This is a genomic window from Pedobacter frigiditerrae (assembly GCF_032678705.1).
GTDB classification, from domain to species: domain Bacteria; phylum Bacteroidota; class Bacteroidia; order Sphingobacteriales; family Sphingobacteriaceae; genus Pedobacter; species Pedobacter frigiditerrae_A.
Map to the genome: position 1 here is coordinate 1,678,287 of NZ_JAVTSS010000002.1, position 25,089 is coordinate 1,703,375.

Sequence of the window (25,089 nt, forward strand, 5' to 3'; positions counted from 1 at the left end):
AAAAATCATATAAAATATTAGTTACAAGCTGTTTGCTACTCTTGTTTAAACCTCATATTTTATCATTTCTCTCTTCACTGTTCCATCATCAAAAAAATCGAAAACAGCATAAGCAGGATCAAATTCTTGAAAAGCTCCACCCCACCAATTCCCAGAAATTGCACCGTTACAGTAATAATCAATATTGTGGTAATTAATTTCATCCTGTAAATGGATATGACCACTTAAGCAAGTTTTGATGTTTGGGTATTTATTGAACAATGTTTTAAGTGCAAAAAAGTCGGTATGCATTAAGTTTCTCTTGATCATCAAATCGCCATTGGCTTCGGTTTTATTAAAAAATAAGCCAGCACAAATAGATAGGATTGGGATATGTGAAACAATGCAAATTTGTTGGTTAGCAGGAATTTCAGCAAGCTTGTTCTTGAGCCACTCTAATTGTACTTCATCAACTTTTGCAATATAGCCTCCTGCTAGATTAAGTTGAGTACTATCTAAGACAATAAAATTCCAGTTTTCTTTTTTAAAATGATAATAACGCTCTGTCATTTTAAGTTCTTTTACCGCATAACTTTTCCCGTACAAAGGATCGGTAGTATCAGGTGTTTTTTGGAACCAGCCATAAATATCATGGTTCCCAATGCAAGGGTATACAGGTAAACTGTTCTCCTTTTGCATGATTTGATGATAAAGTGTCCATTGCGTTTGTGTTGATTCTTTAGTTGCAGCTAATGCATCCATGATACAATCTCCGCCATTGATGATGAAATCAACTTTAGGTTTTAATTGATTGACATGCTTTAAGGCTTTTGCCATTCCAGCTTCAGGGACCGCACCAGTTTTAACGTGTATGTCAGATATAAAGGCAAATCTGAAGGATTTTTTCGGAGCTTGTTCTTTTGCACTAATTGCTGCGGGAAGTACGGATAGCCCTGCGGCAATAAAGCCAGATTGAAGAAATTCTTTTCTTTTCATTGTTCAAACATATTTAATACAATATACATTAGATTTATTTTTTATCCTTAAAAAATAAGGCGTAATCCCATTTAACGCTCATAAATTTAGTCAATAATCAATATATTTAACTCATCAGTTTTAATCAACTAACTCATGAAAGGGATATATTTTCTAATCATAATTTTATTTACCACCTCCCTTTATGGACAGGTAAAAAAGACACCAAACATCATCATCATTATTTCAGATGATCATGCGCTATCAACCATCGGTGCTTATGGCGCTAAATATGGTGCTACCCCAAATATAGATCGCTTGGCTAAAGAAGGTGCGGTTTTTACAAATGCTTTTGTAAATAATTCAATCTGTGCGCCAAGCAGAGCTACTTTGTTGACTGGGAAATATAGTCACATGAATGGCTTAAGAGATAATATGGATGAGTTTGATGCCTCGCAAGATGTTTTTCCAAGGCGAATGCAGCAAGCTGGTTTTCAAACGGCTTGGGTGGGCAAGTGGCATTTGAAGACTTATCCTCAAGGATTTGATTTTTGGAATATCGTTCCTGGTCAAGGACAGTATTACAATCCGTCATTTATTAGCATGAATGGAGATACAAGCAAGCTCAATGGATATTGTACTGATGTAACTACAGATATTGCTTTAGATTGGTTAAATAAACGTGATAAAGAGAAGCCATTCTGCATTGTAATTGGTCAAAAAGCACCTCACAGAACTTGGATGCCAGATATTCAGGATTTGGGTAAGTATGATCAAACTAAATTCCCACTGCCTAAAAACTTTTATGATCAATACGAGAATAGGCTAGCTGCGGGCAAACAGGATATGAACATTGTAAATACAATGAAATTGGGTTACGACTTGAAAATGAAGAGCGATACGTCAGATAAAGTAAATTCTGCTACTGCATTTACCACAAGGATGACCGCAACTCAACGCAAAGCTTGGAATGCATATTACGATCCAATAGAAGCCGATTTTTTAAAACAAAACCCAAAAGGGAAGGAGTTAGTAGAATGGAAATTTCAAAGATACATGCGAGATTATTTAAGTACTACTTTGTCTTTAGATAGAAATATTGGTAGAGTTTTAGATTATTTAGATAAAAACAACTTAACTGAAAATACAATCGTAATTTATACTTCTGATCAAGGGTTTTATATGGGTGAACACGGTTGGTTTGATAAACGTTTCATGTACGAGGAATCGATGCATGCGCCATTTATTGTGCGTTATCCTGAAGTGGTTAAAGCTGGAACTATTATGCCGCAGTTAGTTTCTAATGTAGATTTTGCCCCAACCTTTTTAAAGTTGGCCAATGTCCCTATTCCTGCCGAAATTCAAGGTAAATCATTTGACAATTTACTAAAAAATCCAAAAGCGAAGTTCCGAGAATCTGTTTATTATCATTATTATGAGTTCCCTGGAGAGCACAGTGTGATGAGGCATTTCGGCATCAGAACAGATCGTTATAAACTTATACGTTTTTATGGTGCGGCTAATTTTTGGGAGTTGTATGATTTAAAAACAGATCCAAATGAAATGAACAATATTTATGGGCAGCAAGCAAGTGCTAGCTTAACAGGCGAATTAAAGCAAAAATTAAAAGCTTTGGTAACAGAGAATAAAGATGACGTTGCTTTAAAGGTGTTGGCAGAAAATAATTAATCGTTTTTTCGCAGGGCGATTAACCCTAAAATTGGACCTATCGCTAGCAGCATATAAATGTATTGTTCGTTGGCTTCAGTTTTTAAAGCGCCAATTAACTGTATGCTGATGATGGTGATGGAAAAGCCTATGCAGTTTACAATGGTTAAGGAAGAACCTTTATATTCAGCAACGGCATTTTGAGCCACTAGGGTTGAAAACAAAGGAGAATCTGCAACTACCGCCATTCCCCAAACAAACAGAAACGTGATGAAAATTATTGCAGGACTGTTTAATATAAATAAGGGTGAGGTTAGGCAACAAGCACAAGATAAACCTAAAGAAAGTGTCGCGATTTTTTTTACGCCAAATCGCTTCGAAATTATTCCACCAATTACGCAAGCAATACTTCCTGCGGCAATTATTAAAAAAGAAAAAAGCGGAATATTAAATGCTTCATTCGGGTGCTGATTGTTGTAGGTTAATAAAATAACAGGAACAAAGACCCAAAAAGCATAAAGCTCCCACATGTGCCCAAAATAACCAAAAGCAAAGCTTCTGAATTTCTTGTTGCTAAAGCCTTTTATAAAAGCTTTTAAACTTAATTGCTGACCTACTTTTCTATAGGGGCCATCTGGAACAAAGCTGAATACAATTAACCCCCCAATTAAGGAAAGCAATGAAGTAGAAAGTACAATATAATGCCAAGGTATTCCATTTATGCTTTTTAAAAAGTGAGGGAAAGCGGTTCCAAAAACTAGGGCGCCTACTAAAAACCCTAACGATTTACCTAAACCTTCTTGAAAATGGTCTGCCACAATTTTCATCCCCACTGGGTAAATGCCAGCTAAAAAGAAGCCTGTGGTGAATCTAATAAGCAATAAAAGAACAACATTTAGGTTGTTAATATTTACACAAAGATTTGTTAATGCAGCAATAACGGCACAAATAAAGAAAATTTTAGAAGGAGAAAAACGATCAGAAATACTTAATAAGGCAAATACTAAAGTGCCAATGATAAAGCCAAATTGAACTGCACTGGTAAGGTGAGCTAAATAAGAAGAAGGAAAATGTAGTTCCTTAACCAAGTCACTGATAATGGCATTTCCTGCAAACCATAATGAAGTGCAGAAAAATTGTGCCACTACAATAATGGGTAGAATCAATTTCTTTGGTTGCGAGATGCTCGATGTCATTACACGATAAAGATATTATTTTAATACACCTATATAAAGCTGTAAAACAAAAAAAGTCCCCCAATTTTATATCGGGGGACTTTAAAAAAAAATATTTCTAATTGTTACCAGAAATAAGCATAAAGTGCAGTTAAAATAACTACGATAGCTGCAGTACCTAAGGCGAAGCTATTGTTTACTTTAAACATGCTGCTATCTATTTCTAAACCTTTAGATTCTTTTCCTCGTTTCGAATCGATTAAGCTAATAATTACCATACCAATAACAGCAATTATAAATACAAATCCCATTCTATCTAAGAAAGGAATTTCATATAATGATGTTCCGTCTTCTTGAACTACTAAAGATGAGAAACCAGCTGAACTTAAGAATTGTAAGTCCATCAACCTTGGTAAGAATTTAAATAATACCGATAGGGCGAAACCTCCAACTGTGGCAAACATAGCTGCATTTGAGCTGGTTTTCTTCCAGAAAAAACCTAAAATAAACATTGCAAAAATACCCGGACTAACAAAACCGGTATATTCTTGAATAAACTCAAAGCCACCTTTTTTGTCGATACCTAGGAAAGGAGCAAGGATTACTGCTGCAATCATGGCAACAACCACTACAATTTTACCAACGCTTACTAATTTTTGCTCACTAGCATCTTTGTCTATTTTTTTCTTGAAAATATCTAATGTAAAAATGGTTGCAATACTGTTTACTTTTCCCGCTAATGACGCTACAATAGCTGCTGTAAGGGCAGCAAATGAAAGTCCTTTTAATCCGGCAGGTAAAAGATTTAATAATACAGGATAAGCTTTATCTGGATTCAACTCTCCATTTTGCAACATTTCGGTTTGTAAACCACCTTTCATGTGTATCACATAAGCAGCAATACCAGGCAATACAACAATTACAGGCATTAATAACTTTAAAAATGCAGCGAATAAAATACCGCTACGAGCAGTTTTTAAATCAGCACCTAAGGCTCTTTGGGTAATGTATTGATTACAGCCCCAATAGTTTAAGTTCACGATCCACATACCGCCAAGTAATACAGTTAAACCTGGTAAACTTGGGAAGTTGGTGTTCTCTTTCTTCAAGATCATGTGGAAGTGGTCGTCTGATTGGCTCATCATGTAATTAAAGCCATTCATTACGCCTTCTTGTCCGTTAAGTTCAGCAACTCTATCCAAAGCAAGATAAGTGGTAACTAAACCTCCTAAAATCAGGAATAATACTTGGATAACGTCTGTGTAGCCAATTACCTTCATTCCGCCTAATGCGATAATGATAGCAAAAACAGCTAAGGCATACATACATAAATTAGTATCGATACCAGAAATACCATTAATGGCTAATGCACCTAGGTATAAGATTGATGTTAAGTTAACTACTACATAAAGCAATAACCAGAAAACAGCCATGATCATGGCTACAGTTTCATTGTAACGTTGCTGCAAAAATTGCGGCATGGTATATATCTTGTTTTTAAGATATACAGGGATAAAAAATACCGCTACAATAATTAATGTAGCTGCCGCCATCCACTCATAGGTAGCGATAGCTAAACCCATTTTAAATCCATTACCACTCATGGCAATAAATTGTTCTGAAGAAATGTTGGATGCGATTAATGATGTTCCAATTGCCCACCAGGTTAACGAACCCTCGGCTAAGAAGTAATCATGGGATGCAGAAACTGATTTCTTCTTTTTTCTATATATCCAGAAGCCATAAACGGCTACGATAACGAAGTAAACAAGAAATACAATGTAATCTTTAATGTCTAAACTATTCATTTTATGTGTTTGTTTGGTTAGAGTTCTAAATGTAGTAATTTTTGGCTAAATCGGTTAATCGTTACAACCGGTTAATTGTTGAAACTGGTTAACTGTTAGTGTCAGTCTGAGCGTAGTCGAAGACTCAGAAAACCAAGAAAATCAAAAAATGCTCCTCCGACTACGCTCAGGATGACATTTTTTGATTTTACAATTAACCTAATAACTAGATATGTCTATTAATGATGTTTTCTAAGTATTCTTGTCTGCCGCTTAAAGTAGCTGGTTCACCATTTTCTGCAGCATAGTTTCTCAAATCTTCTAAGGTTAATTTACCTTGTTCAAATTCTGCACCTTTACCACTATCAAAAGAAGCATAGCGGTCTGCACGAACTTTTTTGTAGTCTGATTTTTGCAAAATAGAATCAGCAGTTACCAAAGCACGAGCAAATAAGTCCATTCCGCCTACGTGAGCATAGAATAAATCTTTTTGGTCTGTAGAATTACGACGAATTTTAGCATCGAAGTTTACACCGCCACCTTGTAAGCCACCACCTTCTAATATGATTAACATGGCTTCTGTTAATTCATTGATATCATTGGGAAACTGGTCAGTATCCCAACCATTTTGGTAATCTCCACGGTTAGCATCAATAGAACCTAATAAACCATTGTCTACTGCAACTTGTAGTTCGTGTTGGAAAGTATGACCAGCTAAAGTGGCGTGGTTAACTTCTAAATTCAATTTAAAATCAGCCAATAAATCATGCTCTTGCAAGAAACTTTTTACAGTTGCTGCATCATAATCATATTGGTGTTTAGATGGTTCACAAGGTTTTGGTTCGATGAAGAATGTTCCTTTGAAACCTTGTTTACGAGCATAGTCTTTAGCCGTATGTAAGAATTTAGCCAAATGCTCTTGCTCACGTTTCATGTTGGTATTTAGCAAGCTCATGTAACCTTCTCTTCCTCCCCAAAACACGTAATTTTCTCCGCCAAGGGCGATGGTTGCGTCTAATGCAGCCTTAACCTGCGCTCCACCATGTGCTAATACATGAAAATCTGGATTAGTAGAAGCACCATTCATGTAACGTCTGTGGCTGAATAGGTTAGCTGTTCCCCAAAGTAATTTTACACCGCTATCTGCTTGTTTTTGTTTAGCATATTCTACTAAAGCCTGTAACCTGCGTTCGTTATCTGCAACATCATCTGTATAATCAACAACATCCACATCGTGGAAACAGTAGTAAGGTAATTGCATTTTGGTAATGAATTCAAATGCTGCATCCATTTTATCTTTTGCACGTTCAACTGCATCTTTCTTTTCATCCCATGGGAAAATATGTGTTGCTCCACCAAATGGGTCTGCGCCATTTCCATTAAATGAATGCCAATAAGCACATGCAAATTTAAAGTGCTCGTTCATGGTTTTTCCAGCAACTACTTTGTTTGCATCGTACCATCTAAATGCTAGTGGATTATCGCTTTGCAAACCTTCAAATTGTATTTGCTCAATACCTTTAAAAAATTCTTTTGCTCCTGTTACTACTTTTGTCATCGTTTCTTTGTTAATTTTTTTGGATAAATTTTGGTTAATGGTCTATGGTTGATAGTCAATTGTCTGGGCGGTTAGGCCATTAACAATTTACTATTGTCTATTAACCAGCTAACTCTTGTTCTAATATTTCTTTCCAATCTTGATAAATTGGTTCGTATGCTTGTGAGTTTTTAGGCTCTATTAATTTTAATATGTCGTGTTGCGAAAATGCATCTGCTGCATCAGTAAAAATGCCTGCGCCAATTCCTGAACCTAAAGCTGCTCCAACACTACCGTCGTTTTCATATAGTTCTACAGGCACACCCGTTACATCTACAAAAGTTTGAGCAAATACATCACTTAAAAATAAGTTTGCCTTACCCGCTCTAATTACTTTTGGTTGCATTCCGTTTGTTCTCATGATATCTAATCCATACCTAAATGAGAAGGCAATGCTTTCTTGAACGGCTCTAAAAATATCTGATTGGTTATGCGTATTTAAATCAATACCTGATAATTGTGCGCCTGTAAACTTATTGTTCAACATCCGCTCTGCGCCATTGCCAAAAGGTAAAACCTTTAAGCCTTTGCTGCCAATTGGCGATTGAGCCGAGATATGATTTAATTCTGGATAAGAAAGGTAAGGAGCGAAATTGTGTTTTGCCCAACGATACATACTTCCAGTTCCGTTAATACATAGTAAAACGCCAGTGTGTTTTAATTCTGGCGTATAGGTTACGTGTGCAAAGGTATTTACCCTCGATTGTTTGTCGTATGTTAATTCATCGCTAACGCCATAAATTACACCTGATGTTCCGGCAGTTGCGGCAACTTCACCAGGTTTTAACACATTTAATGATAAAGCATTGTTGGGTTGGTCGCCAGCTTTATAAGAAACAGGTATACCTTCAGTTAGGCCTAAAAGTTTAGCAATGCCTTCTTTTAGATAACCATGTTCTGAGAATAGAGCTTGAATTTTAGGGATGTGATTTTCATTTAATCCGTAATGATTCATTACATCTTTAGAGATTTCATCTTTCTTGAAATCCCAAAAAATACCTTCAGATAAAGCAGGAATACTAGTTGTAATTTGCCCTGTAAGTTTCATTGCAATGAAATCGCCCGGCAACATCACCTTGTCTATTTTTTCATAAATTGCAGGCTCGTTGTTTTTTACCCAAGCTAATTTTGAAGCTGTGAAATTACCTGGAGAGTTTAAAAGGTTTTCGAGTGATTTTTCGTGGCCAATTGCATCAAAGGCTTTTTCGCCTAATGCTACAGCTCGGCTATCACACCAAATAATGCTATCCCTTAAAACTTCTTGTTCTTTATCTACTGCAACTAATCCGTGCATTTGGTAGGCAATGCCGATTGCCTTTATTGATTTTGGGTCAAATAAATCTAAAGCATTTACTTTTAAAATAGCTTGTTGCGCATTATGCCACCAATCCATTGGGCTTTGTTCTGCCCAGCCGGGTTGAATTGATTTAATGGCTGTCTCTTCTTCTGGGTACTGTACAGTAGCCACACTCTTTTGAGTTTGAATATCAACAACTGCAACTTTTATAGACGATGTGCCTACGTCAATACCTAGTAAATACATTCAGTTTGTAATTTATAAATTTGGTTCTATGCAAACGGTTGCATAAAGATAGACGTAAATTTATAAAAGTCAAATATTTTGAAAGTTTTTTTCGATTTTTTTAAATAAGGTTATGCAACTTGTTGTTTTGAGTTGCTTTCCATCAGGATAAAGAAGAATGTCTTAAATAGAATTCCCTGTCGATTGCCTTTCGACCAACGTTGGGTCTAATACAATATGTTGAATGTCTTGATATGGATTCTCTTGTTGAATCATTTTAAGAAACATTTTAGCGCATTCACTACCCATTTGGTTGGGGTGTTGGTCTATTGTGGATAGGTTTGGGGTAATGTATGCCGAAAAACCTTCGTTTGCAAATCCAATTACGCCAATTTTAGGAGGAGTTTCATCAATTTCCTTTAGTTTTTTAATTACCCCAAGCGCCGTAAAATCGTCTCCAGCAATAATTGCGTCAGGTCTATTTTCTAATCGCATTAATTTACTAGCTCCAAATCTACCGTCCTTAATAGATAGTCCACCGAGGATGATGTTCTCTTCCGAAACGGGTAAGTTGTTGTCTTTTAATGCTTTTTTGTAGCCTTCTAGCCTGTCGCTAAAAATCTTTATTTGATGGATGGTGGTGATGAAAGCAATGTTCTTGTATCCTTTTTGAATTAAATATTCAGTAGCCATGTAACCAGCTTTAAAGTCATCTAGTGTTACCGTTGGTACATTTAAGTTACTGTTCACCCTATCAAAAATAACAAGTGGTTTGTTTTGTTTAATGATTTCAGTAAAGTGAGAAACGTCTTCAGTTTCTAAAGACATGGAGGCAATTATTCCATCAACTTGTGCTTCTAGCAATGTTTTAACCCCGTTTATTTCGTTCTCAACAGACTCGTTAGATTGATAAAGGATAACTCTATAGCCACTATCTTTTAAACCTTCTTCTATACTATGTATAATAGAAGCAAAAAAATGTGCTTGTACGCTTGGTACAATTACACCAATAATGTATGTTTTGCCTGATTTTAATGCAGAAGCTAGCCGGTTTGGACTATAATTTAATTTTTTAGCTGTGGCGATTACTGCTTCTCTCGTAGCTTCACTAATAGCTGGAAAACCACTTAATGCCCTAGAAACCGTTGATACGGTGATGTTCAGCTCCTTGGCAATGTCGTATATGGTGGTTTTCTTTTTCAATTATTGTTATATGTTAAAACTCCAATTCGGCTGCAAACTAAGAAAAAATAAATCATTCTAAAAATCTTGACCGATAGTTTAAATAAAAATAGTGCAACCGATTGCATTTTTATAAAAATAAAGTTAATTTAGGCGTACCAAATATTTGTGGGAATAATATTCAATTATTAAAGAGTATGAGCGTTATGAAAAAATTGCTAATTGTAGTTGTTTTGGTTTTACTGCGAGGATTTGTCTTTGCGGCTGGAACAAATCCATTTATTATCAAGTCTTACGTTCCTGGAAGTTTTGTAATTGCCAATAAAGGAAAGGTTAGCTCTATTTTATTGAGTGATAATGAGTTTGCCGGTGTAACCAGAGCTGCTAAAAACCTGCAAAGCGACTTACAAAAAGTAACAGGTTTAAATCCTTCACTTTCTACAGAAAAAGCAACTGGATTAACAATCATCATCGGAACCATTGGCAATAGTAAAATCATCGACCAGTTGGTGAAAAACAATAAAATTAACGTTGCAGGTATTGCTGGGAAATGGGAAAGCACATTAATTGAAGTGGTTAAAAACCCATTGCCTGGTATAGACAGTGCTATGGTTATTGCTGGAAGCGATAAACGAGGAACGATTTACGGTGTTTATGAATTATCATATCAAATAGGCGTTTCGCCGTGGTATTATTGGGCAGATGTTCCTGTTAAAAAAAGTGAAAGTTTATTTGTTAAATCAGGAAGGTACGTTGTTTCATCGCCTGCGGTAAAGTACAGAGGCATTTTTTTAAATGATGAAGCGCCTGCCTTATCAGGATGGACACATAAGGAGTTTGGAGGTTTCAATTCTAAATTATACGAAAAGGTATTCGAATTGATTTTGCGCTTAAAAGGCAACTATTTATGGCCTGCAATGTGGGGCAATGCGTTTAACGACGACGATAAAATGAACCCGATTTTGGCTGATGAATATGGGGTGGTGATTGGTACATCGCACCATGAACCTTTAACTAGAGCCCATGATGAATGGAAAAGATATAAAGGCGGTAAATGGAATTATGATCAAAATCCACAGCAATTAAGAGAATTTTGGGAGAGTGGTTTACAGCGTGTAGCAGATAAGGAGCAAATCATCACTATTGGTATGCGAGGCGATGGAGATGAACCGATGTCTACCGGAACAGCCACTGCGTTGTTAGAAAAAATTGTTAAAGATCAACGAGAAATAATTGAGAAAGTAACCAAAAAACCTGCATCAGAAACTCCTCAAATTTGGGCTTTATATAAAGAAGTACAGGATTATTATGATAAGGGAATGCGTGTGCCAGATGATGTGACTTTGCTATTGGCCGATGATAATTGGGGTAATATCAGAAAGCTGCCTAAATTAAATGAAGCGCCAAGAAGCGGAGGATATGGTATTTATTATCACTTTGATTATGTGGGCGATCCGAGAAATTATAAATGGGTAAATACCAATCCAATTCAGAAGGTTTGGGAGCAAATGAACTTGGCTTATGAGTATAACGCGAATCAGATTTGGATTGTTAATGTAGGCGATTTAAAGCCAATGGAGTTTCCGATAGAATTCTTTTTAGATTACGCTTGGGCGCCTGATGCCATTCCTGCCGAAAAATTGAAAGACTATATTATTAATTGGTCTAACAAACAATTTGGACAAGAGTATGCTGCTGACATCGCTGATATTTTAGATTTATACAGCAAGTACAATGGGCGAATTAAGCCAGAATTATTGAATGATAAAACTTATAGTTTAGCTAATTATAACGAATTTGAAAATGTTGTGGCCGATTATAATTCGTTAAAAGATCGCAGCAAATTTATTTACGATAGAATTCCTGCTAATCAGAAAGACGCTTTTTATCAACTGGTTTTACATCCTGTAGAAGCAAGTGCCAATTTAAATGAGTTATATCTGTCAGTTGCCAAAAATAAATTATACGCTAGACAGGGCCGTTTTTCTGCAAATGCAATGGCAGATAAAGCAGCGGAATTATATAAAAAGGATGAAGAAATTACCAATTACTATAATAAAGTAATGGCAAATGGTAAATGGGATCACATGATGGATCAAACTCATATTGGTTATACTTATTGGCAACAACCTGATAAAAATTCGATGCCTGAAACTGTTATGCTTGCGTTTACAGGTGATTTATCTAAAGCTCAACTCGGACTTGCAATCGAAAGCAGTGATTCATCCTGGACAGGTAAAACAAAGGTTGATGTAGCTTTTCCAACATTTGATTATTACAGCAACAAAACACATTACTTAGAGCTATTTAATGGCAGAAAAGGGTCGTTTAAGTATGAAATTAAAGCCCCAGGTTTCGTAAATGTAAATGCTCCAACGGGTGAAGTAAAAACCGAACAAAGAATTTATTTAAGTATAGATTGGGAAAAAGCACCTGCTGGAAAAACGGAATCTGTAATTACAATTTCTGCAAACGATGGTTCTAAAATTACCTTGCCAATTAAAATAGACAACAGAAGGTTTTTGGATAAAAATATTAATGCCTTTGTTCCAAAAGATGCATACATCTCAATGGAAGCGCCAAGCTACAGTAGAGCCGTAAACAGCCGACCAATTTTTTGGAAAACAATACCTAATTATGGTAAAACGGCAGGAGGTGTGATGCCAGTTCCGGTTACTTCGCCAGTTCAAAAATTAGATGCTAATACTCCGCATTTGGAATATGATTTCTATTCAAACGAAACAGGAACCTACAATTTGCACAGTTATATCTCTCCAACCATAGATTTTACAAATACTGATGGATTAAAATTTGCAATTTCTGTAGACGAGCAACCACCTGTTATTGTTAACATTAGCGCCGATTATAGAACTGAAGCAGCTTGGAGAAAATCAGTTGCAGATAACATCAAGATTTTTAAAACGGCACTGAAAATTGATGCTGTAGGCAAACACACCTTAAAATATTGGATGGTAACTCCTGGTGTAGTATTGCAAAAACTAGTAATAGATTTAGGTGGATTAAAGCCAAGTTACTTAGGTCCGCCGGAAACTTTTGTAAGTAAACAAGAAAAATAAAACCATTTATAAATTGAAAATATGAGCAATAATTTAAAACTTTCTGGCTTATTTGTAATGATGGCCTTAACTGCAAGCGCCTGTCAGCAGAACCAAAAAACGGCAAATAATGAAACTGCAGATACGACTAAAAAATCTAAATATCTATCTCCGCCATTAATTAAAGAAATTTATACTGCTGATCCTTCTGCGCATCTTTTTGAAGGCAAAATTTATATTTATCCATCTCATGATATAGAAGCTGGAACTCCAGAAAATGACATGGGTGACCACTTTGATATGCGTGATTACCATATTTTAAGTATGGACAGTGTTACAGGAAAAGTAACTGATAATGGCGTAGCCTTAAGTGTAAAGGATATTCCTTGGGCAGGTAGACAGCTTTGGGCACCAGATGCAGCGTTTAAAAACGGGACTTACTATTTATATTTTCCTGTTAAGGATAAAAACGATGTGTTTAGGATAGGTGTGGCTACGGCTAAAAATCCTGCTGGTCCGTTTAAAGCAGAACCTAAACCAATGGAAGGTAGTTTTAGTATAGATCCAGCTGTTTTTACAGATACTGACGGTAATTCTTACATGTATTTCGGTGGAATTTGGGGTGGTCAATTGCAAAGATGGAACAACGGAAAATACGATGCCAATGGGTCAAAAACAGATTCTGGCAAAGAAAATGAACCTGCTATTTCTGCAAAAGTTGCCAAGTTGAGTAAAGATATGTTAAGCTTTGATGGAGCTGTTCAGGATGTGAAAATCTTGGATAAAAACGGAAAAGAATTACTAACTAAAGACCATGATAGAAGATTTTTTGAAGGTTCTTGGATGCATAAATTTAATGGTAAATATTATTTTACTTACTCAACTGGCGATACGCACTTTTTAGCTTCAGCGATTAGCGATAGTCCGATGGGTCCATTTACTTATCAAGGTACTTTCATGAATCCTGTTCAAGGCTGGACAACCCACCATTCAATCCTTGAGATAAAAGGTAAATGGTATATTTTTTACCATGATACAGAGTTATCTAATAAAACTCATTTAAGAAATATCAAGGTAACGGAATTAAAACACAATGCAGATGGAACTATCGCTTTGATAGAACCAATGAATAAATAACATATTTGATTAGTGATATCATGATAAAGAGTTTCTTTTTTGGTTGTATGTTTCTTCTAGTTTTTGCGAACTTATCCAATGCACAAACCTATTTAAAACAACAAGGGACGGTTAAGCAGTTATTCGTTAAAGACAAACCTTATTTAATTTTAGGTGGAGAATTGGGTAATTCAAGTGCTTCTGATAATGAGTATATGAAAAACATTTGGCCAAAAATGACGGCAATGAATGTAAATACCATTCTTGCTCCCGTATATTGGGATTTGATAGAGCCAGAAGAGGGAAAGTTAAACTTTACATTAGTTGATAGCTTAATCGCAAATGCAAAGAGGAATGATATAAAACTTGTGTTTTTATGGTTTGGCGTTTGGAAAAACAGCATGTCATGTTATGCGCCATATTGGGTTAAAAAAGACCAACAAAGATTTCAAAGAGCAACGGATAAAAATGGTATTGGTCAAGAAATACTTAGCCCTTTTTACGAGAATAATCTCAATGCAGATGTTAAAGTTTTCAAGGAATTAATGAAACACATTAAAACAGTTGACAGTAAAGACCAAACTGTGGTAATGATTCAGGTAGAAAATGAAATTGGAATGTTGCCAGAAGCTAGAGACCACAGCCCTTTGGCAACAGCGGCATTTAAAAAGCCAATTCCAGCGGCATTTTTTAATTACTTAAAAAAGAATAAAGATAGCTTAATGCCAGAATTTAAAGCGGTTTGGGAAAGGAATGGTTTTAAAACTGCTGGTAATTGGGAAGAAGTTTTTGGTAAAAGTTTGGCAACTGATGAAATTTTTATGGCTTGGTATTATGCCGATTTCATTAACAAATTAACGGATGCTGGAAAGTCTGAATATAATTTACCGATGTTTTTAAATACTGCCTTAAACTATAAAAAAGAAGCTAAGCCAGGCGAATATCCAAGTGCAGGACCATTGCCTCATGTAATGGATGTTTGGAAATCGGCAGCGCCAAGAATAGATTTATTATCGCCCGACTTTTATAATCCAGATTTTAAGTATTGGAATGATTTATATGTGAGAGGAGGAAATACACTCTTCATCCCAGAAATTCGTTTCGAACAAGGAGTTGGAGGAAAGGCGTTTTATGCAATAGGGCATCATAGCGCTATGGGATTTTCGCCTTTTTCTATAGAAAATGGTTCAAAAGAAGAGACTGCTGAAGTAACAGCGACTTATAAATTACTGGATCAATTAAAACCTATTGTTCTTCAGCATCAAGGTAAGGGAACAATTAATGGGGTTTTATTTGATAAAATAGATGCCAAAAAAGAAATCAAAATGGGCGATTATATTTTAACTTTCTCTCACGACTTAAGTTTAGGTTGGTCGGCAAAAGCAAAAGACGAAAAATGGCCAATTACAGGTGCATTGGTTATTCAGCTTGCTGCGGATGAATTTATTGTAGCTGGAACAGGAGTTGTAGTCACTTTTAAACCAATAGCAACCAACACACGGGCTGGAATTGGATACATTGACGAAGGTGTTTTTAAGGATGGTATATTTGTTCCAGGTTTAAGAATGAATGGCGACCAAAGTCATCAGGGTAGGCATTTAAGAATTCCAGAGGGAGATTATAGCATCCAAAAAATCAAGTTATATACTTACAAATAATTAATTCTAATGAGGAAGATATCATTATATGTCATTTTAATTTTAGCAAGTCTAAGCAGCTCTGCCCAAATAAAATTGCCTAGGTTAATTAGCGATGGAATGGTTTTGCAAAGGTCAATTCCGATTAAGTTATGGGGTTGGGCTACTCCAAATGAAAGCGTTAAGCTGAATTTTAATAAAGCAGAATATACTGCTAAAGCCAATGAAAAAGGCGAATGGCAAATAAAATTGCCTGCTCAAAAAGCTGGTGGACCTTACCAAATGGTTTTTACGGCAAGCAACAAAATTATACTTAAGGATATTCTATTTGGTGATGTTTGGGTGTGTAGTGGACAATCAAATATGGAATTGCCAATGAGTAGATTGAGTGATAAATACCCAGATGTAATTGCAAATGCCAATAACAATCAGATTAGACAGTTTCAAGTTCCTGATGAATTTGATTTTAAGCAGGAACGCAAAGATTTTTCAAATGGTTCATGGGTAAGTGCTAGTCCTAAAAATGTATTAGATTTTTCTGGTGTAGCTTACTTTTTTGCTTTAGAGATCTATAAGAGAAATCATATCCCCATTGGTTTCATCAACAGCGCTTTAGGAGGTTCTCCAGCACAAGATTGGATAAGCGAAAGTGCCATTAAAAAATTTCCTGGCTACTATGAAGAGCTACAAAAATTTAAAGATGATAATTTAATTAAAAACATTGAAAAAGCAGACCAGCAAGCATCAATTAACTGGTATAAAAAGCTAAATGCCGCTGATGAAGGTTTAATTAATAACTGGAAAAAAACAGATGCTAAAGGATGGGCGGAAATGAATATTCCTGGTTATTGGGCCGATGGTGCTTTAGGTTTTGTAAACGGAGTGGTGTGGTTTAAAAAAGATATCAATGTCACTAAAGATATGGTTGGTAAACCAGCCAAATTAATGTTAGGCAGAATTATAGATGCAGATTCAGTTTTCATTAATGGACAATTTGCAGGCACAACAAGCTATCAATATCCACCAAGGAGGTATGTTTTGCCGAGCAATCTTTTAAAAGAAGGAAAAAACACAATAGTGGTAAGGGTAGTAAGTAATTCTGGCAAGGGAGGTTTTGCCCCAGATAAACCTTATGAGTTAATTGTTGGCGATGAAACAATTGATTTAAAAGGAGCGTGGAATTATAAGCTAGGTGCCAAGATGGAACCGACTCCTTCTCAAACTTTTGTAAGATGGAAACCTGTTGGTTTGTATAATGCAATGATCAGTCCGCTAACCAATTATGCCATCAAAGGTGCTTTATGGTATCAAGGAGAAGCGAATACGAATAAAGCAGAAGAGTATAAAAGTTTAATGCAAACTTTAATCGAAGACTGGAGAAGTAAATGGAATCAAGGTAATTTCCCATTTTTATATGTGCAATTGCCAGGTTTTATGGAAACTAAAACAACGCCTACAGAAAGTAGTTGGGCTAAGTTAAGGCAACAGCAACTAGACTTATTAACTGTGCCTAATACAGCTATGGCAGTTGCCATTGATTTAGGCGAATGGAATGATATTCACCCGTTAAACAAACAAGATGTAGGAAAACGTTTGGCTTTACAAGCCCAGCATTTAGTTTATGGAGATACTAAAAGTGTAAATTCTGGACCAATGTTTAAGGAAGCCAAGCTGAATAAAAATAAAATTACCATCAGCTTTAATAACGTTGGTGGCGGTTTAATCGCAAAAGGAGCAAAAGAGTTAAAATACTTCGCGGTTGCTGGGGCAGACAAAAAATATTACTGGGCAAATGCTCAAATTATTAACAATAAAGTTGTGGTGTGGAGCAAGGAAGTGCAAAATCCAGTTTCTGTTCGTTATGCTTGGGCAGATAATCCAGAAGGTGCTAATTTGTACAATAAAGCAAACTTGCCAGCCTCGCCATTTGAAGCAAAGGTTGGATTGTAAAATCTAATCGCCACGTCATTGCGAGGATCGATTCTTCATCGTCCGAAGCAATCTCATTCATAGACTGGTTAATGTGAATCTCTTTGAGATTGCCTCATTCCTCGCAATGACGAATCTGTGCTCTAGCATAATTTCATTGAGATTAATTTGAAAACGAATGCCAGTAATCCTTGGCTAATGTTGTCCTGCTATACGCTACTCCCGAAGAAAAATCGGGATTCGCTACTATCAGGTTTATTTAACAAAGGTGGTGGTGCTTGGCTGGGTTTGCAACATGCAACCTTAAATAGCTGTATGGCCTAATTTTAATAAACCTTATTGCAGCGAGCACGAACCCAATCTCTTCATTGGGTGAAGTAAAGCGGAAAGAAGGGCAGAACCCATCCTATTATTTGCTGAACTTGCTTTTCAAATTATTTCTAAAGAACTCTTTTTAACCTCGATTGCTTAGCGATTTGAGCATAAAAAAAGCGGCAAGTTATAAAAACCTGCCGCCATAAAACCAAATTTATCTTAATTAATTGCCTTTTAATCCTTGTAAAATTCCAGCGAATGCTGGTTTTTTAACATAGTTTTTATCGAACAATAAAGGTGCATCATTTTTGCCTAAGCTTGTGCTGATCCAGCTATCTGAATCGCTAACGCCCCATACTAAAACACCACCTCTTTGTGCTGTGGGAACGTGTTTTATGTAAGATTGAATTACATATTTATACATTGCAGCTTGTAGGTTTTGTAAGGCCATTGAAGCACCAACATCGCCCACTTTTTCAGAAGGATTTAACCTTACATCTAATTCAGAAATTCTAACTTTTAATCCTGTTGCAGCTAATTTAATAAACATTTGGTCTATTGAATTATAAGAGGTGTTGATGTTGCAATGCATCTGTGTTCCTACTCCAGTAATACCAGTGTTTGCCGCTTTTAACTCATTAGCTAAGGTTACAAAAGCATCTAGTTTTGCAGTGCTCGATTCCAAGTTGTAATCGTTCATGTACAAATCTGCAGTCGCGTCTGATGCTCTTGCATAGGTAAAAGCTTTTGCGGCATAATCCCTACCTAAGTAGTTTTGCCAAACAAATACATCTGTTCTGCCTGAAGGTGTTGGCGTATTAACATTATTTCTAATTTCGCCACCATCAGTAAATGGTTCATTGATCACATCCCAAGCAGTAATTTTACCAGCATATCGTGCTACAACAGTTTGTATGTGTTTTTTCATTGCATTGTCAACAATAGCAACTAAGGCTGGACCTGTTGGTGGCGGTACAATTGAAGCGTCAGCAACTACAATGTCATCAAAATAATAGGTGTTTGCTTTTGCTCCAAGGTCTAGAAGGATTCTAGTTTGTGCGTCTTTTGCTGCAAATGTAAATTCCTTCATTGTATATGCGGTACTTACATCCTGATTACCTTGATAGGAAGCATTTGCTCCTGCGCTATTCTGGGTAGAAAATCTAATTGCTGCACTACCTGGTGTCGATGCCTTAACCCAATAAGTTATTTTATAGTTTTTACCTACTTCAGTTGGAAATAATACGCTGGCAAGCTGCACCCTCCATTCGCCACCAGGATTGTCTGTTGCCACTGTAACTTTTAGTGCTCTAGCGCCTGTGCGTGCATCAGCAGCTGCGCCAGCTGTAAATGATGCGGCACCATTAAATGTAGCCCAGTTTGTAAAAGCATTTCCTGTGCCGTCTTCAAAGCCAGGGTTTCCGTTTACTGAGCCCGATTGTAGAAGATTTGTAGGGCCTGTTGGATTGCCTGTAGCTCCAATTAAGGTGTTATAATAGGTGGCTCTTTGTTGCGTGTGCCAAACTAAAGTATGTCCGAAAACTTTTATACCTGCATTAGTTGCAAGGCTATAGAAATTATCGGCTGTTGTGAAATCGTAAGTTCCATCTGTTTTTACCAAGGAGCTGTTTTTAAGTTCGTTACCAAATGTAACCCATGCAGCTTCTCTTTTAACGATAGACCAATATTTACCGTTACTGGTAGTTGATAGTGGGTACTCTACAGCCAAACCGATAGGGAAAGAAGCCGAACCTTTTAATGTACCTATGCTATCTGTAAATTGAGCCTCAGCTAAGCTATCTGCACCGTTATATATTTCTTTTTTACAAGAATACATTCCTGTTACTGCAAGTAACAATAAGCCAGGAATAATTAATTTATGTTTCATTTTTAATTTCTTTAATTATAGATTAATAATAACCTGGATTTTGATATTTGTTTCTGTTAGGGTCGCCAGCAGGATCTACTACAGCTTGAATTTGGGCCTGAGGGATAGGTCTTAAATTATGAAAATCCTTAACATTAGGCGCTCCATCAGGATTATAGAGTTTTACTCTCTCAACCAATTTTTTACGAACTGCTAAATCTGCCCATCTTAAACTTTCTCCACAAAGCTCTCTTGAACGTTCATCTAAGATAAAATCTAAGTTAATGTCTGATACACTGATACGCATTAATGCTTTTCTTGCGGCTAGGTCTGTAGCATTAAGTCCTGAACGGAAAGCAGCTCTTTCTCTCAAAGTATTGATCAATGGCACAGCATCTGCTGGACGACCATCTTGTAAAGCTGCTTCTGCTGCCATCAAATAAACCTCAGATAATTTAGCTACAATAAATGGTCTTCCTGACGCATCTTGGAAAGTATTTCTGATGCTATCATTATATTTCTTTAAGCTAGGGTAAATCTGGTTTGTTTTATTTTGGTTAGACCAATATTCTGATGGGCCGATTACTTTGTATTTTTTGCCAGCAGCCTTTAATTGAGCAGCTCTTGCATCAGTTGGTGCTAAATAAATAGCTGTGTCGCCAAGTGCAACGCCTACTCCAGCTAACCTTGTTTTAAAAGTTTCTAAATCTGCACCTGTGCGTAAGGTAGCTACTGTCCATAATGTTCTAAAGCTTCCATCATATCTAGCATCATTTATTTTGTCGGCAAATACTTTATTGAAAACATAAGGTGTTGGTGCTAATTGTCTTAATGGGCGGTTATATTGGAATGGCCTGTCATCAATTAATGAAACGCCACCTACTGTAGCTGAATTTTGGTAATTACAAGTAAACAAGTTAGCAGCAATGTTTGCCTTATTAGCAAATTCTGTATCTGGATTAGGAACTTCATTGTTTGCATTATTTAAAGGTAAACGCTCTACAGAATATAAAATTTCTTGGTTATAATCATTTCCTTGTTTATGGATCAAGCTATAATCTTGCAATAAATCTGTTCCGTATTTTGCCTTATTGTTGATCAATTCCATCGCGGTTTTGTAGGCGTTATTAAAATCCGTAGATTCTTTAGCATCAGAGTAACCACGATATAAATAAATTTTTGCTAACAAATGTAATGCAGCTGATTGAGAAAGTTTAAATGCGTTTGTTGGTCTTGTAACTGGTAGATTTTGACTTGCAAAAATCAAATCGTTAATCATGGCTTGATAGTTCTTTTTCAATATGTCATTGAATGGAAGACGATTGAAGCCAAAGTACGCAACATCGGTAAATACCAAATCTCCAGATCCTAAATCTAAAGGTACGGCACCAAATTGTTCTACTAATAACATGTAGTAGTGTGCCCTTAGGTATCTAGCTTCACCCATGATTGCATTTCTTGCAGCATCGCTCATCTTAACTTCTGGAGCGAATTTTAAAATGGCATTACAAAGGTTGATGTTAGAATAATTCCTATTCCAAGGTGTTAATATTGACCCATTGGTAGGAGGGATTTGATAGGTTCCCAGTTCTAAGGTTTGTCCTGAGTTACCTTGATCACCAAAAGTAAATTCATCAGTTCCCATATTAGCCAATAGCACAGCTCCAATGGGACCGTAATCATACCTCATACCAGAGTATGCAGAATTAATTGCGGCTTGTATTCCGTCTGCTGTTTTAAAATAATCCGTTGTAAAAGCTGTATATGGTTGCTCTTCTAAGGCTTTCTTGCAACTTCCAAGCATGATTAATGCTGAAAGTACCATTGCTTTGATAAAATATCTTGTTTTCATTTTCTTAAAATTAAATTCTAGCGATTAAAAAGTAACATTTAAACCGGCAAGGAAAGATCTTATTGGTGGCGTTGTTGCCCCAATGGTAAGTGCTCTTGAAGAAATATTCCCTGGATTTTGAACCCCTTGATTTCCTGTTCCAGTTGGTTCTGGGTCCAGGCCGCCTGCTTTTACGTAAGGTGAATAGAGAATGAAAGGGTTTTGTGCAGTTACATAGATTTTAAGTTTTTGCGCACCTAATTTTTTAGCAAGTTTGCTATCAAATGAGTACCCTACGTTGATACTTCTTACCTTTACAAAACTTGCGTCATAATAACCAAGTGTAGTAGCTGCATCGCTAGTTAATGGTGAACTTAATAAACCACCAGCAACATTTGGCGAAGGGAATGCGTTTGTTGGGTTTGTTGGTGTCCAATAATCAACAGCTAACTGGTTTCTTCTGCCATCATTGATAGTTAAATATCCTGCTAATGGTTGGTGAACTTGACTTATCAGTGTTCCTCCAAAACGAGCATATAAAACAAAAGATAAATCAAAGCCCTTATAGCTAAAACGGTTAGTCATACCACCTTGAATATCTGCTTGTCCGTTACCAATTACATATTTATCATCGACTGTTAATTTTCCGTCACCATTGTGGTCTTCTAATTTTAATTGTCCAGGAACAAAGCCATATTTTGCAGCCTCTGCAGCCTCGCTTGTTTGCCAAATGCCTAGTTTTTTATAGTCATAGATTGCCGTTAAAGGTTGACCAACAAATAGCTGAGCATTAATAACTTGTGTTGTGCTTTGGTTTAAAGCCACTAATTTATTTCTATTAAATGAAAAGTTTAAATCGGTGCTCCAAGAGAAACCTCCATCTGTTTTAATATTCTGGCTTGATAATGCTACCTCTAAACCTTTATTGGTAATATTGCCAATGTTGGTTAAGTAATTTTCTGATATACCAGAGGTTGGAGGCAATGGAATTCCATATAGCAATTTATCTGTTTTAGCAGTGTACCAATCAATGCTACCCGTAATGCGATTGTTAAGAATTCCAAAATCTAATCCAATGTTTGTTGTTTTAGTATATTCCCAATCTAATTTTGGATCAACAATTCTATTTACGTAGTAACCAGTTTGTGAGATATTTCCATAATTGTAACGTACGCCGTTAGAGGCTACGCCACCTAAAGTACTATAAGCATCAATTGATTGATTTGCTGTAACACCATAACCTGCTCTTAATTTTAAATTTGAGAAAACTTTTACCTCTTTCATGAACTCTTCATTGGTAATGCTCCATCCTGCGGAAACAGCTGGATATTGTTTCCATTTGTTACCAGCACCTAAACGAGATGAACCATCCCTACGTCCAGTTAGCGTAATCATGTATTTGTCATTGTAGACATAATTAGCTCTTAACATCATGGAGATTAGCGTAGAGGAAGCTTCACTTCCACCTAAGACAGCAGCAGGCTCTACAGCAGATAGGCCTAAGTTATAGAATTGAACAAAATCTGCAGTAATTGCTTCCTTGCTTACCGATGTATTGTGGAATTGTTCTTCTTCTATGCCAAATAACGCAGTTACAGATACACGGTGTTTTTGTGCAAATGTTTTATCATAAGTAATTAGATTGTCAATAGAATATTTTGTTCCAATTCCATTATTAACAGCGGCAATATTACTCATTCCTGGTCTAAAATAACTGTCGGTACCTCTAAACTGATTGCCTTCTTGTTGGTTAAAATCTAAACCAGCATTTAAGCGATATTTTAAGCCATCATAAATGTTTACCTCTCCAAAAAAGCTGGTAAAGGTTCTAAATCTTCTAACTCTATCAACCCATTGATTGTCATTGGTTAAAAGCATTAAAGGGTTGTAGGTTGTGTTTTGATCATCCAGGTTTCCTGCAGGTTTTTTATTTACGCTACCATCTAGATTATAAGGTGATGATAGAGGGCTTAATGTTAGCAATGGGAATACATTCAGGCCAAATTGTGAGCCATTTGTTATACTGTAGTTCGATAAGTTATTAAATCCAATTTTAACACGTTTTCCAATTTTGAAATCGCCAGTTGCCTTAAATGATGCACGAGCGAAGTTTTGACTTGGCAAAACAGATGTTTGTTTAAAATATCCACCTCCAACAGAAAATTGGCTTTGTTCGCTACCTCCCGAAATGCTTAAATTATTATCGGTGATTAAACCATCTTTATACATCAAATCCTGCCAATCGGTATTTCTACCTGCGGTAATTCCTTGCTTTTCATCAGCCAAGTAATCTTGTGTGTAAATAGAATAGTCACGCAAAGCCCTATATTGATTAGCGTCGTACACATTATACTTATCTGTAATTTTAGTTACACCATAATAAGAGTTAAAAGAAACTCTGGTGTCGCCTGCTACGCCACGTTTTGTGGTAATTAAAATTACACCGTTTGCGCCACGAGATCCATAAATTGCAGTTGCAGATGCGTCTTTTAGCACATCTAAACTGGCAATGTCATCTGGGTTGATGTCATTTAATGTTCCATTGTAAGGTATATTGTCGACAACAAATAAAGGATTGTTGGAAGCATTGATAGAGCGTTCGCCACGAATTCTGATTTGTGCGCCTGCTCCTGGAGCGGTACCAACAGATTGAACTTCTACCCCTGCTAATCTTCCTTGTAATGCTTGTTGAATGTTTGCTACTGGAACTTCCTTAATAGCTGCCCCGCTCATCGAGACAATAGATCCAGTTACATCTCGGCGTTTTTGAGTTCCGTATCCAATAACAACGATCTCATTTAAATTCTTCGAGTCGGGTGTTAAGGTAACATTGTAACTGGTTACGCCACTCTTAATTTCAATTTCTTGAGCTGGATAGCCAATGTAAGAAATAATTAATGTTTTTTCATCTGGATTTGCACTGATGGTAAAATCGCCATTGGCGTCAGTTACCGTCGCTTTTCCAGAAAGTTTAAGTTTAACACCTGCTCCAGGCATCGGCTGATTTTTCTCATCTAATACTTTTCCCTTTAAAACGGTTTGGGCAAAAAGCAAAGATGGTGTTAGGCCTATTAAAAGTAGTAGCATAGCTAAACTCTTAAACAGCATTTTTTGTCTAGGTTTTTTCATACAAGGTTTAATTTAATACGCAATGTTTCTTTAACTGCCTTTAAATAACCTTAAGTTTTATTCTCCTGATTAAGAAGGAGATTAGCTTAAGTATATTTGGTTAGGATAAAAGTAGATATTAAAAAATTAAATTGCAACCGATTGCATAAAATATTTTTAATATATTTAATAATGCCTTTAATTTCACTAAAAATGCCGTTTAATTGTTGTGTACCGATTGCATCTAGTATTGAAACCGATTGCTTTTTGAGCTAAATAACTCAATTGCTGCATGAAGAATTATTTATAAACTTGCCATTTCGTCTGGCTATTCCATCTATTAAT

Annotated in this window: 14 protein-coding genes; 5 read left to right on the forward strand and 9 right to left on the reverse strand. The window is 36.3% G+C overall.

Annotation, left to right across the window (positions count from 1 at the left end):
* Positions 1 to 45: 45 nt before the first annotated feature.
* On the reverse strand, positions 46 to 975 hold the full coding sequence (locus R2Q59_RS17890; protein ID WP_316786691.1) for a metallophosphoesterase: 930 nt from the start codon (positions 973 to 975) through the stop codon (positions 46 to 48).
* A gap of 135 nt (positions 976 to 1,110) precedes the next feature.
* On the opposite strand from R2Q59_RS17890, the gene R2Q59_RS17895 reads away from it, so the two are divergent.
* On the forward strand, positions 1,111 to 2,643 hold the full coding sequence (locus R2Q59_RS17895) for a sulfatase (protein WP_316786693.1): 1,533 nt from the start codon (positions 1,111 to 1,113) through the stop codon (positions 2,641 to 2,643).
* Here R2Q59_RS17895 and R2Q59_RS17900 read toward each other — a convergent pair.
* The 5 genes from R2Q59_RS17900 to R2Q59_RS17920 form a co-directional block, all read right to left on the reverse strand.
* Positions 2,640 to 3,818 (reverse strand): MFS transporter, encoded by a 1,179-nt coding sequence (locus R2Q59_RS17900; RefSeq protein ID WP_316786695.1) that lies wholly within the window; start codon positions 3,816 to 3,818, stop codon positions 2,640 to 2,642. The two genes, R2Q59_RS17895 and R2Q59_RS17900, sit on opposite strands and share 4 nt — an antisense overlap.
* A 104-nt stretch (positions 3,819 to 3,922) precedes the next feature.
* The gene (locus tag R2Q59_RS17905; RefSeq protein ID WP_316786697.1) at positions 3,923 to 5,605 is read right to left on the reverse strand and encodes a sodium:solute symporter family transporter; all 1,683 of its coding nucleotides are present in this window, start codon (positions 5,603 to 5,605) and stop codon (positions 3,923 to 3,925) included.
* Between the two features lie 205 nt (positions 5,606 to 5,810).
* Positions 5,811 to 7,142, reverse strand: a complete 1,332-nt coding sequence (gene xylA / locus R2Q59_RS17910) for a xylose isomerase (protein WP_316786699.1) — start codon at positions 7,140 to 7,142, stop codon at positions 5,811 to 5,813.
* A 100-nt stretch (positions 7,143 to 7,242) separates the two neighbouring features.
* Complete coding sequence (locus R2Q59_RS17915) at positions 7,243 to 8,724, reverse strand: xylulokinase (RefSeq protein WP_316786701.1); 1,482 nt, start codon at positions 8,722 to 8,724, stop codon at positions 7,243 to 7,245.
* A 162-nt stretch (positions 8,725 to 8,886) separates the two neighbouring features.
* Positions 8,887 to 9,906 carry a LacI family DNA-binding transcriptional regulator gene (locus R2Q59_RS17920; protein ID WP_316786703.1) on the reverse strand — a complete coding sequence of 340 codons (1,020 nt, stop codon included), beginning with the start codon at positions 9,904 to 9,906 and terminating at the stop codon, positions 8,887 to 8,889.
* Between the two features lie 185 nt (positions 9,907 to 10,091).
* Here R2Q59_RS17920 and R2Q59_RS17925 point away from each other — a divergent pair, with 185 nt between their 5' ends.
* From R2Q59_RS17925 to R2Q59_RS17940, 4 genes are read left to right on the forward strand one after another with little or no spacing between them, the layout of a single operon-like run.
* The gene (locus R2Q59_RS17925) at positions 10,092 to 12,962 is read left to right on the forward strand and encodes a glycosyl hydrolase 115 family protein (protein WP_316786706.1); all 2,871 of its coding nucleotides are present in this window, start codon (positions 10,092 to 10,094) and stop codon (positions 12,960 to 12,962) included.
* A gap of 21 nt (positions 12,963 to 12,983) precedes the next feature.
* Positions 12,984 to 14,078, forward strand: a complete 1,095-nt coding sequence (locus R2Q59_RS17930; RefSeq protein ID WP_316786708.1) for a glycoside hydrolase family 43 protein — start codon at positions 12,984 to 12,986, stop codon at positions 14,076 to 14,078.
* Between the two features lie 20 nt (positions 14,079 to 14,098).
* Complete coding sequence (locus tag R2Q59_RS17935; protein WP_316786709.1) at positions 14,099 to 15,715, forward strand: DUF5597 domain-containing protein; 1,617 nt, start codon at positions 14,099 to 14,101, stop codon at positions 15,713 to 15,715.
* Between the two features lie 9 nt (positions 15,716 to 15,724).
* Positions 15,725 to 17,644: a sialate O-acetylesterase gene (locus tag R2Q59_RS17940; protein ID WP_316786711.1), complete on the forward strand. Its 1,920-nt coding sequence runs from the start codon at positions 15,725 to 15,727 to the stop codon at positions 17,642 to 17,644.
* Between the two features lie 517 nt (positions 17,645 to 18,161).
* Here the strand turns inward: R2Q59_RS17940 and R2Q59_RS17945 are convergent.
* The 3 genes from R2Q59_RS17945 to R2Q59_RS17955 are packed head-to-tail and all read right to left on the reverse strand — an operon-like array spanning position 18,162 to position 24,765.
* Positions 18,162 to 19,826, reverse strand: a complete 1,665-nt coding sequence (locus tag R2Q59_RS17945; protein ID WP_316786714.1) for an endo-1,4-beta-xylanase — start codon at positions 19,824 to 19,826, stop codon at positions 18,162 to 18,164.
* A gap of 22 nt (positions 19,827 to 19,848) precedes the next feature.
* On the reverse strand, positions 19,849 to 21,657 hold the full coding sequence (locus tag R2Q59_RS17950; RefSeq protein WP_316771394.1) for a RagB/SusD family nutrient uptake outer membrane protein: 1,809 nt from the start codon (positions 21,655 to 21,657) through the stop codon (positions 19,849 to 19,851).
* Positions 21,658 to 21,681: 24 nt separating this feature from the next.
* Positions 21,682 to 24,765, reverse strand: coding sequence for a TonB-dependent receptor (locus tag R2Q59_RS17955; RefSeq protein WP_316786716.1), 3,084 nt, complete (start codon positions 24,763 to 24,765; stop codon positions 21,682 to 21,684).
* Between the last annotated feature and the right edge of the window lie 324 nt (positions 24,766 to 25,089).